This is a genomic window from Clostridium sulfidigenes (genome assembly GCF_052067195.1).
Lineage (GTDB): Bacteria > Bacillota > Clostridia > Clostridiales > Clostridiaceae > Clostridium_J > Clostridium_J sulfidigenes.
In genome coordinates this window covers 103,359-118,008 of record NZ_JBQHQR010000007.1, presented here as the reverse complement: position 1 = coordinate 118,008, position 14,650 = coordinate 103,359, and the positions used below count along the sequence as shown (strand labels likewise).

The window sequence follows — 14,650 nt, the reverse complement described above, 5'->3', positions numbered from 1 at the left end:
AAATAGTTATTTGTAAAAACTTATGAAAACACATAGGTTTATTTGTTGTGAAAAAGGAGCTAAAAATATGAAAATAGATGATAGTATTATTAAATATTGTTTAAAAAATGTAATGTTTATTACTGGTACAGCCTATGCAGGAAAATCAACAATGGTTAAACGTCTTGCGGAAAAATACAATTTAATTTCACGTGAGGAAAATTACCATTTTAATATGACTAGTAAAATTGCAAAGCCAGAATTATTTCCTAATGTTTGTTATTTTGAAACCATGAAAGATTGGCAGGAGTTTGTTAATAGAAGTCCTGAAGCATATGAAAAATGGATTGAGGAAAGTAATTTGGAGATAGCAGAATTTGAAGTAGCAGAATTAATTAGAGTGTCTAAGGACAGAAAAGTTATCGTTGATACAAATATTCCAGTAGAATTATTAAAAAATATTGCGGATTACAATCAAGTTGCTATTATGCTATCACCGCAATCAATGGCTGTAGAACAGTTTTTTAATAGAGATGATGCTGATAAAAAATTTATAAAAGAACAAATCATGAAGTCTAAAAATCCAGAAAAGGTTATGGCTAATTATTTAGAAGGAATTGCGAGGGTAAATAACAAAGAACATTATGAAAAATATAGAAATAGTGGTTTTTTTACACTAGTTAGAGATAATATTGGAGTTGATACTAAGGAAGAGGTGATGAGTGCATTGGCTTTACATTTTGGACTTAAAGAAGAAGAAATAACTAAACAATATTAATTTAATACAAAATAAAATTAAATAATTTTTTAGTTCGCAATTCAAGAAAAGTGCGAACTGAAGATTATAAATATAAGGTGGTGCAAAACATGAAAGTAAGAAAAATGGTTAAAGAGGATATTGACCTCCTCATAAATATTCGTATGGATTACCTGTTTGCAGAAAAAGGTGTGTATTCTTCGGAAGAGGTGCAAGATATTAGAACGAAGTTAGAAGAATATTTTACTCAACACCTTAACAAGGGATTTATTGCTATCATTGCCGAGAATGAAAATGAAGTATTAGCAACTGCATTTATGTCAATCGTGGAAAGACCTCCGATGATAGCGTTTTCATCATATCTTGTAGGTACGGTATACAATGTTTTTACATACCCTCAATATAGAGGAAAAGGCATTGCAACTAAAGTTATGACTGAACTTTTATCGGAAGCAAAGCTATTAGGCGTTGCCGCAGTTGATTTAATGGCCACTGAAAAAGGGAAACCATTATATGAAAATCTCGGATTTCGAGTATCAAAATATACATCAATGAATAAGTTTCCTCTAACACCCGCAAAATAATCATAATCAGAAGTTATTTATACGAGGAGTATTGATTAATGAAAACTCTTATTTTTAGTGGCACACCTAGAAAAAATGGTGATACTATGGCTTTGATAAACGAGTTTATTAAATATTTAGATGGTGAATATAAAATAGTAGATGCATATGATTGCAATATTCATCCTTGTATTGATTGTAGATACTGTTGGCAAAATGATGGCTGCTGTATAAACGATGAGATGCAAGAAGTTTATAAATATATTCAAGAATGTGACAACATATTAATTGCATCACCACTTTACTTTTCTCAATTAACAGGTCAGTTACTGGCTATTACAAGCAGGTTACAAACATATTTTTGTGCAAGACATTTTCAAAATATAAAACCTATTAAGAAAGAAAAAAAAGGTGGAGTTATAATTGTTGGAGGTGGGGATGGACGTATTGAAGATGCCTACACTACAGCATGTACAATTTTACATCATATGAACTCTAGAGATATTGCACCAATTATTTATAGCCATGATACAAATAATATATCATCTAAAGATGATGTAAAAGCAATGGAAAGTTCAAAGAATTTAGCATTGTTTTTTAATGATGATGAATAGATTTTTGGCGTAATCTAAAATTAAGTAATTCGTATTCTTCTTATATTGCCTATAAGTCATGTGAGATATTAAAATGAAAAGATGAAGTTCTTTTAAGTGTCAGACAAAGAGTATTTTAACAACCAGTTAGTTTTTTATGGAGGTAAAAATGAGCATTAGAAGTGCAGCAAAAGCAATTATTATAGATAACAATAAAATTTTATTAAACAAGTGCTTTGATGAGAATAATGGGAATTATTATTCATTGCCAGGTGGAGGACAAGATATATATGAAACTTTACATGAGGCTGTTATAAGAGAATGTATTGAAGAAACAGGATACAATGTTGTACCAATAAGATTTTCTGCTTTATATGAAGAAATATGTGATAGCCCTAAAACACGAGAGTTATATCCTGAATATATTCATAAAATATATCATATTTTTATATGTAAATTAAAAAATGACAAAACTATTAATCCTACAGAAATAGATGATATGCAACTTAAAAGTGAATGGATTGATATCAATAATTTAAAGGAAATATATTTGTTACCTAGTTTTTTAAATGATAATATTTTTGAAATGATAAGTAGTGAGAATCCTAAATTTTTCGGTTCAGAACATATAGCTTATAATCACGGTTAAAATATTTTTGTTATGACAAAATATATAGAGAAGATACCTTATACAAAGCTTGGAGTCTTGTTAAAGAAAATAAAGGTACTGCTGGAATTGATGAAGTCTATATTGAAGATATAATTAATTTAGGTGAAAAAGTATTTATTTCAGTAGTTACTGAGAACGGTATCATAAGTAAATGAGGTTTTTACTAAAATCGTTAATTTGTTAGAATAAGGCTTACCATATAATTCTATTGTGGTAAGTTTTATTCAATTTATGTACAATATAGATATCCTGCAGGAGCGGATTTAATTTTGATATTTAATTAGTTGTACACCATTTTGGGGGGAGATTGATTGAAGAGATTATTTGAAATAATGTATTTGCTATCAGAAAAAAAATGTATAAAAGCTAGTGAATTAGCAGAACATTTTGAAGTATCTGTACGAACTATTTATCGTGATGTGGAAACGTTAAGTATGGCTGGAATTCCTATATACGCTAAAAAAGGAAAGTATGGAGGAATTGCAATCCTTGATAATTTTGTTTTTGAAAAAAGTATTGTATCTGAAGATGAACAGATTCAAATTTTAGCAGCCATTCAAAGTATACAAGAAGTAGAAAAAGGCGCTATTAATGATTTATTAGTTAAATTATCTGGGCTATTTCAAATAAAAAATCCAAATTGGATTTCGATAGATTTTTCTGATTGGAGTAATCAACATCAAGAATTATTTCAAAGAGTAAAATTTGCAATAGTGAAAACACGTGTTTTAAAATTTGATTATTACGGTAGAATTGGAGATATTTCAACTCGTAAAGTGGAGCCAATACAGCTTTGGTTTAAAGGACATGCATGGTATTTAAGAGGATACTGTCAAGAAAAACAGGCTATTAGAGTATTTAAATTGTCAAGAATGAAAAGAGTTGAATGTCTTGATGAGTCTTTTAAAAAGAAGGAGCTTAACATAGAGGATAAAGAAGAAATTGATAAATATATAGATTCTCCGCAAAATAAAATTTCGTTTTCTATGAAAATAGATAAATGTATGGTATATCAAGTATTTGATTATTTTGAAGAACATGAAATAAAATCTAATGAGGATGGAAGTTTTACTGTATCATTGAATTATCCTAAAGATGAGTGGCTTTATGGGATGATTATGTCATTTGGGAATCATGCTAAAGTTATTTCTCCTGAATCATTAAAAAGTGAAGTTGCAAATAGATTTAAAGAAGCTTATGAAAATTATTTTTAAAGTTGACATACAGGTGTCAATTTTAAAATGGTATAATAAGACAGAATTAACAATTTAGATATTGATAGGAGAGATTAACTATGGAGAAAAAAATATGTCAAAGTTGTGGTATGTCTTTAGAAGATGAGAAGGAGCTTGGAAAAAATTCAGATAGTTCAAGTAATGAAGACTATTGCTGTTATTGTTTTTCTAATGGTAGATTTATAAAAGATGAAACTTTGGAAGAAATGATTGAAAGCTGTATTCCGTTTAGAATAAGCGACGATTGTCCAGATGCAGAAACTGCACGAGCTAAAATGATGAAGGATATGCCAAATTTGAAACGTTGGAAAGATAAGTAGAGGAGGATTTTTTTATGTTACATTTAGGTTCCATTTATCTTGTTGTAGCAGATATTAATAAATCTATAGATTTCTACAGTAAATTGCTTGATATAGAAGTAAGTTGTAGAAATCAAAATAGGTTTGCAGAATTTCACTTTGAAGGACACAACATATCTATGCTTAATCCACACTTCGATGAAGAAAATCCTGATAAGATAATAAGTATAGGCAAATATGATAAAGAATTTGATTTCACTGGTGTAACAAGTGCACCTAATAAAAATAAGTTTGTTTTAAATTTTTGGATTGAAGATTTGCAAAAGGAATACGATAGGATTATAAGTTTAAATATATCAACAAAGATTACTAATATAAAATATTTTTATTCCAGAACACCATATTATTATTTTCAATTAAAAGACCCTGATGATAACATTATTGAAATTACTGGTGGATATAATGGTGAGGTAGTAAAATAAAATTTGTACAACTATAAGTAATAATATTGAAATACCAGTATGTTCAGAAATAGAGATTATTTTTATAGAGGAGGTGTAAGTTATGAAAAAACAAAACGATTATTCTTCAGAATATATCAAAATCAATGGAATAGAACAATACTTGTTACACCACACCATCAGTGCTGAACTTCCTGTCCTTTTGTTTTTACATGGTGGTCCAGGAATGCCAGAGTCAACATTCGCATATGCTTTTCAAAAAGAATTATCAAGTTTTTTTAACATTGTTCATTGGGATCAAAGAGGTGCAGGAAAAACATTAACCAAATCGAAAAGAAATAGTAACTATCCTTCTTGTGAAGAATTAATAGATGATTTATTTGAAATAGTTAATTATTTGAAAAAGAAATATAACAAGGAGAAGATTGTTATATTAGGTCATTCTTGGGGAAGTGTACTGGGAACATTATTTGTGCTGAAATATCCTCAAGAGGTATTATACTACATCGGTGCAGGACAAGTAATAGATATAGTGGAGAATGAAAGGATTGGTTACGAAAAAGTAAGGGAATTAATAATAAAAGCGGGCAATAAAAAGGATTTAGACAGTCTTGAAAAAATAGGGGTTTATCCCGAAAAAAATTACGAAAAGCCTATGATAAAGAAATTACAAAGAATTAGAATACTGCAAGGAAAGTATAAGGTTGGAATGAATTTTATTCCTATAATAAAAACATTACTTAAAAGCCCAATTTTCAGGTTGTCAGATATTGTGAGTTTATTTAAAGGGATGAGTAGTAATAAAAAACTTTGGGATTTTTTATTTTCACATAGTTTATATGAAGAAAGTCGTGATTATGAAATACCTGTTTTTTATATTCTTGGGGACAGAGATTTTCAAGCCCCGCATACAATAGCAAGTCGTTATTTTGATTCAATTAATGCACCAAACAAAAAAATGTTTATTATAAAAGAAGCTGGTCACTTTATGATGCTTGATCAACCGAAACTATTTACTAATGCTTTAGCTGATATTTGCAGATTATAAGTAAATACTAAGATTATAAAGTATAAATAAGAGGTAGTTAAGCCGTATTTTAAATATATTAGCTAATATAATCAAATATAAATACATATTATAAAAATTACCAAATATGGTTTAACCTCGTGAATCAAAATAATTAATAGACGAAAAAAGGAGAGCACTAACATGGAAAATGTATCAGATGAATGTAAATTGGAATCAATAAAATCCTTCCAGTCAACTATTAGTAAATCCGAAAAGGCCTTGGCTCAGATGACAGAAAAAGGATCAAATACTACCTTAATAAAGAAACGACTTAAAGCTCTTCACATTGGGTTGGACATGCTAGAGAAAGTTTGGAATCAAATACCCCACCATTACAATGAGAAAGAATTAGTTGAAGCTGGAAATGTTCTTACTGGTTTACTCCCATCAATTGAAAGAGTTTATGCTAAGTCTAAGTTAGGAAGTCCTCAAAGAACGCTTTTAGAAAGAAGAATTAAATCATTGGAGTTTGCTATTCAAGCCATTGACCATTATTCCAATGAATAAATCATCTATTTCTATAGGTAGTTTAGGTTTTATAGATTCAATTCATGGAAGAAAAAGGCCTTATTAATGAATAATTACTGATAATATTTGTTGTATAGATTAAACAAAATTGTAACAAAAATCATAAATAACTAGGTAAAATAAATATAAATGTCTATTGTAAGAAATTGTTCACCATACAAAAGGGGGGTATCCAATGAAAGGGGTATATACAGAAAAAATAAGAGACATAAACCATATAAATATGTTGAAGAGTGTTCTTCATGCAATTAATGTAACACTTTCACAGCAAATTCATATTGAACGTTTTCACGATAACGGAGAAGGTGTTGACAGGACATATAATGTCTATAAAATAATATCAGATGATAAGACATATATTTTGAAAAAGACAGATAAATATGAGGTGGAAGTTTATGAAAAATTTCTTGAGAATAAAAATCTACCTGTGCCAAAACTTGAGGGGTGGGCTTATTTTAACAACGTGAGGTGGATATTAATTGAATATATTGCTGGAACGGATTTACGAATGTTTAATGAAGACATGGCCTATGGATGTGCTGACAGTCTTTCTCGTATTTTTAATATGTACTGGCAGGAAAATGACTTTAAAGATAATGAGTTGGACAACCGATTTGAAAGATATTGGACAAGAATAAATAAAAGGTCAAAATGTCTTATAAATGAGCAGAAACTATCTTCTGCATATGGTGTTTTCTTAGATAGACAGTTAGTATGTCCACGCACCTTATGTAATGGGGATTTCTTGCAGTGTAATGCAATAGAAAGCAATGAAGGTATTGTTTTAATAGACTGGGCTTTTGCAGGTATTATGCCTTATTCTTTGGATATTGCGCGTTTAATATCCCACGGATCAGAGAAGTTTTTTCCTTTTCCATTTTATATGACAGATGAATATAGAGAGATTTTCCTAAAAAGCATATATGATAAATTGTTATATAAACCTGATTACAAACAGTTTCTTTGGGATGTGACACTTTCACGGCTAAATGAATGTATTGAGTTTATTGAAAGAGAATTAAATGATGAATCTCTTGAAAGAGATGAAGGTTTCACTTATTATTATAAAAATGCAGAGGCTTTAGCTGATATTATTTTAAATGGCAAAGACCAATTTGAGAAAGAAGAACGAAATCATTGAAATCATTGGAATTAGATGTTCAAGCCATTGACCATTATTCCAATTAATAAATTACAGTAGAGAGACCTAATCCTCAGTACGCAGTACTAATGCAAGAACAACTAGGAGGAGGAAATGGTGAGTTAAAAGCAGCTATGCAGTATATTTCTCAGAGCTTTAGAATAAAGGATCCTGAAATAAAGGACTTATTCTTAGATATAGGAGCTGAGGAACTTAGCCATATAATAGTATTTTAAATACCGTATTATTCAGAAGTGAATTGTGCGGTATTTTTTATTTTGTGACTTAAATAATAGGAAAAATTAATCAGACGCTGCTTAGAGCACCTCTTTATAGAAGTGATTTTTTCAAATATTAAAATACAATATATAGTATTTATGCTACAATAAGTATATAAAACTGTAAATGTAAGCGAATAATTATAATTTGTGGTGAACTAAAAGATTATTTAAATTAACGGAGGTATAACAATGAGATTTGGAGCAATTGGATTATATGTGAATAACATGGAAACCATGGTTAGTTTTTATAAAGATGTAATGGGATTAAATATAAATTGGGATGGCAGTGGATTTACAGCTATTGAAATGGAAGGACAAATTCATCATTTTATTTTATGCACAAGAGAAGGTTTTGAAGAATCTATACCTGAGGTATACCATTGGAATAAAGGCATAAATGGCAATATGGAGCTTTGTTTTGATGTTCCTAATTATTCTGATGTAGATATAGAATTTCAACGTGTTATAAATGCAGGAGCAAAGCCAGTTTATAAACCTACTACTGAATCTTATGGTATGCGAATTTGTTATGTTGCAGATCCAGAAGGAAACCTTATTGAAATATGTTCAGGTAATGACGATACCTACCATGTAGAATAATCATAATTTGAAGTGATGTTAGTGTGTAAATTGTAGATATTGTGTAACTAATGAATAACTACAAAATATATTTTTTAGTATCAAAGGGAGGTATCAATAATGAAAATAGTTTTTATGGGAACTCCTGATTTTGCAGTTCCCTCGTTGAAGAAAATGATAGAGAAATATAATGTAAGTGCGATTGTAACACAATCTGATAAACCAAGTGGAAGAGGGAAAAAGGTTGCAATTTCACCAGTCAAAGAGGTCGGACTATCGAATCAAATCCCAATTTTTCAGCCCGAAAAAATAAAAACAGACTCTGTAATTATTGATAAATTAAAAGAAATAAAACCTGATTTTATTATTGTTGTAGCATATGGTCAAATCATAACTAAGCAAATACTTGACATACCAAGACTCGGATGTATTTGTCTACATGCATCTCTCCTCCCAATGTATAGGGGGTCATCACCAATAAATTGGAGTTTAATAAATGGGGAAATAAAAACTGGAAATACAACTATTCTAATGGATAGTGGTATAGATACGGGTGATATGCTTATGAGAAGTGAGTTTGAAATATCTGAATCTATGACAGCAGGAGAATTGTACAATTTATTAAAAATAAACGGTGCGGACCTGTTAGAGGAAACAATAAATGGAATTATAACAGGTAAAATTTGTGGGGTAAAACAACAGAGTGAAGGAAGTTCTTATGTACAGATGTTAAACAAGCAAATAGCAAAGATTAATTGGAATGACAGTAGTATTAACATACATAATTTAATAAGAGGATTGAGTTCTTGGCCATATAAATATATAAACTCATGGCCAACTGCCCATACTAATTATAAAGATATTCCTATTAAAATATTCAAATCCAAGTCATTAGAGGCAAATATTATTAAACCACCTGGTTATATCATAGATGCAAATAATGAAGGAATCACAGTCGCCACCAATAACGGTATTCTGATTATAGAAATATTACAGTTTCCAGGTGGGAAACCTCTTGAGGTAAAAGAATTTTTAAAAGGAAATCAGATAGAAAAAGGCATTGTATTATCATAATCATAATTGATTAATAGTCTATATAGGACTACAATATTATGATTTTTAGTTCGTAATATTCTTAAATTGTGAACCTATCAAGGTAATAAATATACATACTTATCTATAGGAGACAATGATGATTATATAAGTTTCAATTATTTGAATTTATAAAAAGGGGGATATACTTATGCTTGAAAAAATACCAACAGAAGAAGAATTGAATCAATTAATGGAAGAGGATGTATTTAAAACTTGGTGTGCTATCAATAACTTCATTAAGGATAATTACGATATGGATATGCTATGGGATAATGGCGCGAAAACAGGTGTTTTTGAATTAAAATATCGTAAGAGTGGAAAAACATTTTGTGCGTTGTATCCAAGAGAAAAAGGTATGAGAGTTTTAATTATATTGGGAAAGAATGAACGAGAAAAATTTGAAACTTCAAGGAAAGACTTCTCTGAATATATTAATAATTTCTATGATAATACTCGCCAGTATCATGATGGGAAATGGTTATATTTAGATATAATAAATAACACAGTAATCGCAGATATAGAAAGATTATTATTTATAAAGAAAAAACCAAATAGAAAGAGAGCGTAATTATCATGAATATAACAAGATGTGGATATTGTTGCGACTTATGCAAAGCATTTGAACCAAATATAAAAGAAAATGACCAGCGAAAAGAGCTTTCAAAAGCATGGAAGGATTATTATGACCTTGATATTTTAGAAGAAGATATACATTGTGATGGATGTAGATGCGAAAAAGAAAATCGAAAACTTATTGATACCAATTGTTCTGTAAGAAAATGCGTTATAGAAGAAAATTTAAATCATTGTGGAGAATGTAACAAATATCCCTGTTCCACTTTTAATCAAAGGCAAGGACTTTCAGCAGATGAAGCAAAAGAAAAATTAGGAGAAAACTATGATGCTTCTAAATATAATGAGTATTTACTTGCTTATGATAATAAATCAAGAATTGACGAGTATAAGAAAAATAAATTTTAATAAATAATTTGAAGAGGTGAAAAATGGGAAAACATTTTAAGTCATTTTCAGCAATATTTCCAATTATTTTACAAGAGAAGGATGATACTATACAAATTTTATTGCATCGAAGAAAAAATACTGGTTATCAAGACGGGAAGTGGGATATAGCAGCAAGTGGACATGTGGATGAAGGTGAAACGGCTAAAATGGCTGTTGTAAGAGAGTGTGCAGAAGAGTTAGGGATTGATGTGAAAATTAAAGATTTATCTTTTGTTCATCTATCTCATCGTGTTAGCAATACTGGAGGAAGAACTTATTATGATATTTATTTTGTCGTTAATAAGTATCATGGTATACCTAAAGTCATAGAACCAGATAAGTGCTCAGAATTGAGATGGTTTAAAATAGATAATCTTCCAAATGAAATTATTGATATTAGAAAAATAGCTCTTGATAATTATAGAAATGACATTCAATATAGTGAAGTAATTGAAATGTAAAGCTGTAAAAAATATAAATAGCTCACTAATAATAAAATTGAATAATTTATGAAAATACCGTACTATTCAAACTGATAAGCGGTATTTATTATTTCGCCATTCAAGGAAATAATGAGATAACCAATTGGTAGTACCACACTACATTCTTATATAATTATCTTTTAAAATCAAATAGTTTAGTTATGGAATATATGCTATTATATGTATATAGCAATAGGGATTTAAATCGTAATAGTAAATTATTGTGAAACAAAGATTATTTATATACTATATTGTGAGGTGTGATATGTTAGGTGTACCAAAATATAAGGTTATTTTAGAAAAACATAATGAAAAATGGGCAGAGGAGTTTGAGAAAACGAAGCAGACTCTTATTAATATTCATGGGGATAATATTGTAGATATTCAGCATATTGGCAGTACAGCTATAAAAGGTATAGTGGCAAAACCTATGTTGGATATTGCCGTTGTATTAAAAACTATAACAAAATCTGTTTTTAATGCAATGAAGGAAAACAGATATGAATATTATGGTGAAGTAATAACTGGAAAGCATCTATTTATTTTAAGAGGTGAAGGTGAGGTTTCTTTGCAACATATACATTGCTATGAAGAAAAAAACTGTGAGCAATTTGCAGACCAAATAAAGTTTAGAGATTTTATTCGTTCTCATTCTGAATTTGCCAAAGAATATGAATTATTAAAGCAGGAACTTTATAAGATGTACTCTGATGATAGGGAAAAATACACAGAAGGCAAACGGGCGTTTTTTGATAAAATAAAACAGCTTGCAGATAAAAACTATACTAAATAGTTTAAGCATAATCCACGCAAAACATAATGCACAATATTCTTATATTGAGAACTAATTAAGACATATTGATATTTGAAAATTGAATAGTATGGTATTTACGATATATGTTATAATTTATTAATAATAGAAAAAAATACTAATAATATGAAAGGAGTGTTTTATATTATATGGAAAAAATTGATCAACACAAGAAAATATGTGGAAAATTAAATGAAATATATACCGCAAAGAATAAAGATTATGGAGATAGTTTTACAAAAGGATTTCAAGAGTATGGTTTGACTATGCCTGCAATAAGATTAGAAGATAAATTGCGAAGATATAAGCAATTAATTAAGCAGGATGCTGAAGTAAAAGATGAAAGCATTATTGATACACTATTAGATTTAGCCAATTACGCTATCATGACTATCATTGAAATAGAAAATAGAGATGGAGAGTAATAATGAACAATAGTATTATAATACGAAAGTTTAAGAATAATTAAGGAGGTAACTATGGATTGTATATTTTGTAAAATTGTAAAAGGTGACTTACCATGTAACTTAGTATATGAGAATGATTTAATTATGTGTTTCTTAACTATAGAGCCAATAAATGAAGGCCATGTACTTATAATTCCTAAAAGCCACTATTTAGATACTGATGAAATTCCAACTGAGGTAGTAACGTCTATGATGGTATTATCTAAAAGAATTGTTAAGGTAATTAAAGAAAAGTATTCTCCTGATGGCTATAGTGTAATGCAAAATGGTGGAGAATTTAATGATATTGGACATTACCATATGCATGTTTTTCCAAGATATAAGGGAGACGGATTTGGGTGGACATTTAGTGATAAAAAACATAATTTTTCACAAGAGATTGCCAAAGAATTAAAAATAATGCTTGATAAAGAAATTTAAAACAAAAGTAGACAAGTTTAATATATAATCAACATAAAGAAGCGTGTTGCAAAAAATTCTGCAACACGCTTTTAAATTAGGAGGATTATTTGTGAATAAGAAAAGATTTATTTGGGGAATAGTTATTTTAATTTTCTTTGCTACAATTGTATGGATTGACATACCATATATTTTTCCTACAAATAACTTAATGTCAAAAACCAACTATGATTACACCTATAAACAAGTACGTGCATTTTACTATACCTATATGCTAGAAAATGAAATAGATTCAGAGTTACTAGATAATTTAACATAGCATCTCTTTATAGGGGTGCTTTTTATATACATACATTTTATTGTAATTATGCTATAATAATCATATTAAACCATGTTTGTAAATAGAAATTTGTAAGAAAAGTGCGAACTTAAAATTATAAATATTTTTAGAATATGCTGTAATTAAAGTTTGTAGTTACTGAAACAATGTAAATAAAGAGGTTGAATTTACAGAAGGTTATAAATTGATGCTCAATAATAGATTAAGGTGGAATAAAGATTATTAAAAAAAGCATAGATAAATAGGAATTTGTAGGGGGACTTATGATGGAATTTTGGGATGGATATTTTAGAGATGGAACACGTGCCAATATAGACTTAATTCGTGGAGATGTATTGCCAGATGGTTTATATCATCTGGTATGCGAAGTTCTTGTTCAGCATAAGGATGGCGATTATTTGCTTATGAAGCGTGACTTATCTAAACGTAATTATGGTGGATATTACGAAGCTACAGCAGGAGGTTCTGCACTTAAAGGTGAGGATAAGATGGCGTGTATCAAAAGAGAATTGCTTGAAGAAACAGGAATTGTTTCAGAAAATTTTGAAGAGGTTGACCATTTTGTTTTCGATGATGATAAGTGTATTTTCTATACTTTCTTGTGCGTTACGGATTGTGATAAAACATCTATAACACTTCAAAAGGGAGAAACTATGTCATATAAATGGTTAAATGAAACAGATTTCATTTCTTTTGTAAACTCTGGAGAAATGATAGAAACACAGAAGAAACGCTATTTAAACTATTTCAATCAAAAAGGATATTTACAACAATAAATTCCAAATTTATCGTTGAGGTAATTCGAAATATTCTCAAATAGTATAAATGTAATTTTAGGAGGTTTTATTGTGAGTAATAATTTGACAGTAACAGCAGATCTTATAAAAATACAGGAACACCCTGAATTAAAAAACTACGCAGCAAATTGGTTTCATGAGAAGTGGAATATTCCCCTTGAAGCATATCTTGAAAGTATAGATGAATGTATGAAAAATAAAACTCCTGTTCCACAATGGTATATAGTAATAATAGGAGATAAAATTGTAGGTGGACTTGGTGTAATAGAAAATGATTTTCACAACAGAAAAGATTTAACTCCTAATGTATGTGCTGTTTATGTGGAAGATGATTATCGCTGTCAAGGAATTGCTGGTAAAATGCTGAACTATGTATGTGATGATATGAGAGAAAAAAATATTGATACACTTTATCTTGTTACAGACCACACGTCTTTTTATGAGCGTTATGGTTGGGAGTTTCTGTGTATGGTCCAAGCCGAGGGTGAAAAAAATCTGACAAGAATGTATATCCATAGAACAACATAAATTTAGAAAAGCAATAGAAAGGGTGAACTTCATGAGTGTATTCTACTCTTACTTTTAATATTTTAAAAATGAAGGAGAATAGAATGATTAAAAAATTTGATATAAGTAAATTAGATGATGTAATGGCAATCTGGCTTGAAACTAACATTAAGGCTCACAGTTTTATACCGGAAGAATATTGGATTAATAACTTTGATATGGTGAAACAAATGTTGCCATCTGCTGATATTTACGTTTATGAAGAAAATAATATTATAAAGGGTTTTATAGGAATTGTAGAGCAAAATTATATAGCAGGAATTTTTGTGAAAAAAGAATATCAAAAAGAAGGTATAGGACAGAAACTGATAGATCATTGTAAATCTAGGTATCCATATCTCCTATTAGATGTCTTTAGAGAAAACAAAAGAGCAATAAACTTCTATGATAAAAACAATTTTATAGTTGTAGATGAACGTGTTCATGAGGACACAAAAGAGATAGAGTATACTATGTCTTTTGGTGAAAAATAGTTTAATATATAATCAACATAAAGAAAGCGTATTGCAAAAAAAATTCTACAACAGTCTTTTAA

Annotated in this window: 22 protein-coding genes and 1 pseudogene; all 23 read left to right on the top strand. The window is 29.2% G+C overall.

Features of this window, described 5'->3' with window-relative positions; genetic code table 11:
• Window positions 1–67 precede the first annotated feature (67 nt).
• The 23 genes and pseudogenes from ACTNBA_RS10295 to ACTNBA_RS10185 all read left to right on the top strand — a co-directional run bounded on the left by ACTNBA_RS10295 (window position 68) and on the right by ACTNBA_RS10185 (window position 14,588).
• Complete coding sequence (locus ACTNBA_RS10295; protein WP_441073897.1) at window positions 68–757, top strand: hypothetical protein; 690 nt, start codon at window positions 68–70, stop codon at window positions 755–757.
• A gap of 89 nt (window positions 758–846) precedes the next feature.
• A complete protein-coding gene (locus ACTNBA_RS10290) occupies window positions 847–1,320 on the top strand; it encodes a GNAT family N-acetyltransferase (RefSeq protein WP_035131538.1) in 474 nt (157 codons plus the stop codon).
• Window positions 1,321–1,358: 38 nt separating this feature from the next.
• Complete coding sequence (locus ACTNBA_RS10285; protein ID WP_441073895.1) at window positions 1,359–1,913, top strand: flavodoxin family protein; 555 nt, start codon at window positions 1,359–1,361, stop codon at window positions 1,911–1,913.
• A 148-nt stretch (window positions 1,914–2,061) separates the two neighbouring features.
• Complete coding sequence (locus ACTNBA_RS10280; protein WP_441073893.1) at window positions 2,062–2,541, top strand: NUDIX domain-containing protein; 480 nt, start codon at window positions 2,062–2,064, stop codon at window positions 2,539–2,541.
• A gap of 332 nt (window positions 2,542–2,873) precedes the next feature.
• Complete coding sequence (locus tag ACTNBA_RS10275) at window positions 2,874–3,776, top strand: helix-turn-helix transcriptional regulator (protein ID WP_441073892.1); 903 nt, start codon at window positions 2,874–2,876, stop codon at window positions 3,774–3,776.
• Between the two features lie 80 nt (window positions 3,777–3,856).
• The gene (locus ACTNBA_RS10270) at window positions 3,857–4,117 is read left to right on the top strand and encodes a zinc ribbon domain-containing protein (protein ID WP_441073891.1); all 261 of its coding nucleotides are present in this window, start codon (window positions 3,857–3,859) and stop codon (window positions 4,115–4,117) included.
• 14 nt (window positions 4,118–4,131) lie between these two features.
• Window positions 4,132–4,578 carry a VOC family protein gene (locus ACTNBA_RS10265; protein WP_346846834.1) on the top strand — a complete coding sequence of 149 codons (447 nt, stop codon included), beginning with the start codon at window positions 4,132–4,134 and terminating at the stop codon, window positions 4,576–4,578.
• Window positions 4,579–4,660: 82 nt separating this feature from the next.
• Complete coding sequence (locus ACTNBA_RS10260) at window positions 4,661–5,605, top strand: alpha/beta fold hydrolase (RefSeq protein WP_441073889.1); 945 nt, start codon at window positions 4,661–4,663, stop codon at window positions 5,603–5,605.
• A 162-nt stretch (window positions 5,606–5,767) separates the two neighbouring features.
• Window positions 5,768–6,133, top strand: coding sequence for a hypothetical protein (locus tag ACTNBA_RS10255; RefSeq protein ID WP_441073888.1), 366 nt, complete (start codon window positions 5,768–5,770; stop codon window positions 6,131–6,133).
• Between the two features lie 196 nt (window positions 6,134–6,329).
• Window positions 6,330–7,295, top strand: coding sequence for a phosphotransferase (locus tag ACTNBA_RS10250; protein ID WP_441073887.1), 966 nt, complete (start codon window positions 6,330–6,332; stop codon window positions 7,293–7,295).
• A 50-nt stretch (window positions 7,296–7,345) separates the two neighbouring features.
• Window positions 7,346–7,519: pseudogene (locus ACTNBA_RS10245) on the top strand (manganese catalase family protein); the annotation flags it as partial.
• 246 nt (window positions 7,520–7,765) lie between these two features.
• Window positions 7,766–8,176 (top strand): VOC family protein, encoded by a 411-nt coding sequence (locus ACTNBA_RS10240; protein WP_441073884.1) that lies wholly within the window; start codon window positions 7,766–7,768, stop codon window positions 8,174–8,176.
• Between the two features lie 99 nt (window positions 8,177–8,275).
• A complete protein-coding gene (gene fmt, locus ACTNBA_RS10235; RefSeq protein WP_441073883.1) occupies window positions 8,276–9,229 on the top strand; it encodes a methionyl-tRNA formyltransferase in 954 nt (317 codons plus the stop codon).
• A gap of 169 nt (window positions 9,230–9,398) precedes the next feature.
• Entirely contained in the window at window positions 9,399–9,818 is a 420-nt protein-coding gene (locus ACTNBA_RS10230; RefSeq protein WP_441073881.1) for a DUF3788 domain-containing protein, read from the top strand.
• 5 nt (window positions 9,819–9,823) lie between these two features.
• Entirely contained in the window at window positions 9,824–10,231 is a 408-nt protein-coding gene (locus ACTNBA_RS10225) for a DUF3795 domain-containing protein (RefSeq protein WP_441073879.1), read from the top strand.
• 23 nt (window positions 10,232–10,254) lie between these two features.
• Window positions 10,255–10,713, top strand: coding sequence for an NUDIX hydrolase (locus tag ACTNBA_RS10220; RefSeq protein WP_441073877.1), 459 nt, complete (start codon window positions 10,255–10,257; stop codon window positions 10,711–10,713).
• A gap of 286 nt (window positions 10,714–10,999) precedes the next feature.
• On the top strand, window positions 11,000–11,527 hold the full coding sequence (locus ACTNBA_RS10215; RefSeq protein ID WP_441073876.1) for a GrpB family protein: 528 nt from the start codon (window positions 11,000–11,002) through the stop codon (window positions 11,525–11,527).
• 167 nt (window positions 11,528–11,694) lie between these two features.
• Window positions 11,695–11,970 (top strand): nucleotide modification associated domain-containing protein, encoded by a 276-nt coding sequence (locus ACTNBA_RS10210; protein ID WP_441073875.1) that lies wholly within the window; start codon window positions 11,695–11,697, stop codon window positions 11,968–11,970.
• A gap of 54 nt (window positions 11,971–12,024) precedes the next feature.
• Window positions 12,025–12,432, top strand: a complete 408-nt coding sequence (locus ACTNBA_RS10205; protein WP_346846845.1) for an HIT family protein — start codon at window positions 12,025–12,027, stop codon at window positions 12,430–12,432.
• A gap of 91 nt (window positions 12,433–12,523) precedes the next feature.
• Window positions 12,524–12,730 (top strand): hypothetical protein, encoded by a 207-nt coding sequence (locus tag ACTNBA_RS10200; RefSeq protein WP_441073873.1) that lies wholly within the window; start codon window positions 12,524–12,526, stop codon window positions 12,728–12,730.
• A 284-nt stretch (window positions 12,731–13,014) separates the two neighbouring features.
• A complete protein-coding gene (locus ACTNBA_RS10195) occupies window positions 13,015–13,527 on the top strand; it encodes an NUDIX hydrolase (RefSeq protein WP_441073871.1) in 513 nt (170 codons plus the stop codon).
• 72 nt (window positions 13,528–13,599) lie between these two features.
• Window positions 13,600–14,076, top strand: a complete 477-nt coding sequence (locus ACTNBA_RS10190; RefSeq protein WP_441073870.1) for a GNAT family N-acetyltransferase — start codon at window positions 13,600–13,602, stop codon at window positions 14,074–14,076.
• Between the two features lie 83 nt (window positions 14,077–14,159).
• The gene (locus ACTNBA_RS10185; RefSeq protein WP_441073868.1) at window positions 14,160–14,588 is read left to right on the top strand and encodes an N-acetyltransferase; all 429 of its coding nucleotides are present in this window, start codon (window positions 14,160–14,162) and stop codon (window positions 14,586–14,588) included.
• Window positions 14,589–14,650: the final 62 nt, after the last annotated feature.

What these genes read in the sequence shown, in the direction of transcription:
- ACTNBA_RS10220 (WP_441073877.1), top strand. Translation starts at nt 10,255, where the DNA reads ATGGGAAAACATTTTAAGTCATTTTCAGCAATATTTCCAATTATTTTA.
- ACTNBA_RS10240 (WP_441073884.1), top strand. Translation starts at nt 7,766, where the DNA reads ATGAGATTTGGAGCAATTGGATTATATGTGAATAACATGGAAACCATG.
- ACTNBA_RS10225 (WP_441073879.1), top strand. Translation starts at nt 9,824, where the DNA reads ATGAATATAACAAGATGTGGATATTGTTGCGACTTATGCAAAGCATTT.
- ACTNBA_RS10210 (WP_441073875.1), top strand. Translation starts at nt 11,695, where the DNA reads ATGGAAAAAATTGATCAACACAAGAAAATATGTGGAAAATTAAATGAA.
- ACTNBA_RS10270 (WP_441073891.1), top strand. Translation starts at nt 3,857, where the DNA reads ATGGAGAAAAAAATATGTCAAAGTTGTGGTATGTCTTTAGAAGATGAG.
- ACTNBA_RS10195 (WP_441073871.1), top strand. Translation starts at nt 13,015, where the DNA reads ATGATGGAATTTTGGGATGGATATTTTAGAGATGGAACACGTGCCAAT.
- ACTNBA_RS10215 (WP_441073876.1), top strand. Translation starts at nt 11,000, where the DNA reads ATGTTAGGTGTACCAAAATATAAGGTTATTTTAGAAAAACATAATGAA.
- ACTNBA_RS10250 (WP_441073887.1), top strand. Translation starts at nt 6,330, where the DNA reads ATGAAAGGGGTATATACAGAAAAAATAAGAGACATAAACCATATAAAT.
- ACTNBA_RS10285 (WP_441073895.1), top strand. Translation starts at nt 1,359, where the DNA reads ATGAAAACTCTTATTTTTAGTGGCACACCTAGAAAAAATGGTGATACT.
- ACTNBA_RS10255 (WP_441073888.1), top strand. Translation starts at nt 5,768, where the DNA reads ATGGAAAATGTATCAGATGAATGTAAATTGGAATCAATAAAATCCTTC.
- ACTNBA_RS10230 (WP_441073881.1), top strand. Translation starts at nt 9,399, where the DNA reads ATGCTTGAAAAAATACCAACAGAAGAAGAATTGAATCAATTAATGGAA.
- fmt (WP_441073883.1), top strand. Translation starts at nt 8,276, where the DNA reads ATGAAAATAGTTTTTATGGGAACTCCTGATTTTGCAGTTCCCTCGTTG.
- ACTNBA_RS10265 (WP_346846834.1), top strand. Translation starts at nt 4,132, where the DNA reads ATGTTACATTTAGGTTCCATTTATCTTGTTGTAGCAGATATTAATAAA.
- ACTNBA_RS10205 (WP_346846845.1), top strand. Translation starts at nt 12,025, where the DNA reads ATGGATTGTATATTTTGTAAAATTGTAAAAGGTGACTTACCATGTAAC.
- ACTNBA_RS10185 (WP_441073868.1), top strand. Translation starts at nt 14,160, where the DNA reads ATGATTAAAAAATTTGATATAAGTAAATTAGATGATGTAATGGCAATC.
- ACTNBA_RS10280 (WP_441073893.1), top strand. Translation starts at nt 2,062, where the DNA reads ATGAGCATTAGAAGTGCAGCAAAAGCAATTATTATAGATAACAATAAA.
- ACTNBA_RS10290 (WP_035131538.1), top strand. Translation starts at nt 847, where the DNA reads ATGAAAGTAAGAAAAATGGTTAAAGAGGATATTGACCTCCTCATAAAT.
- ACTNBA_RS10295 (WP_441073897.1), top strand. Translation starts at nt 68, where the DNA reads ATGAAAATAGATGATAGTATTATTAAATATTGTTTAAAAAATGTAATG.
- ACTNBA_RS10260 (WP_441073889.1), top strand. Translation starts at nt 4,661, where the DNA reads ATGAAAAAACAAAACGATTATTCTTCAGAATATATCAAAATCAATGGA.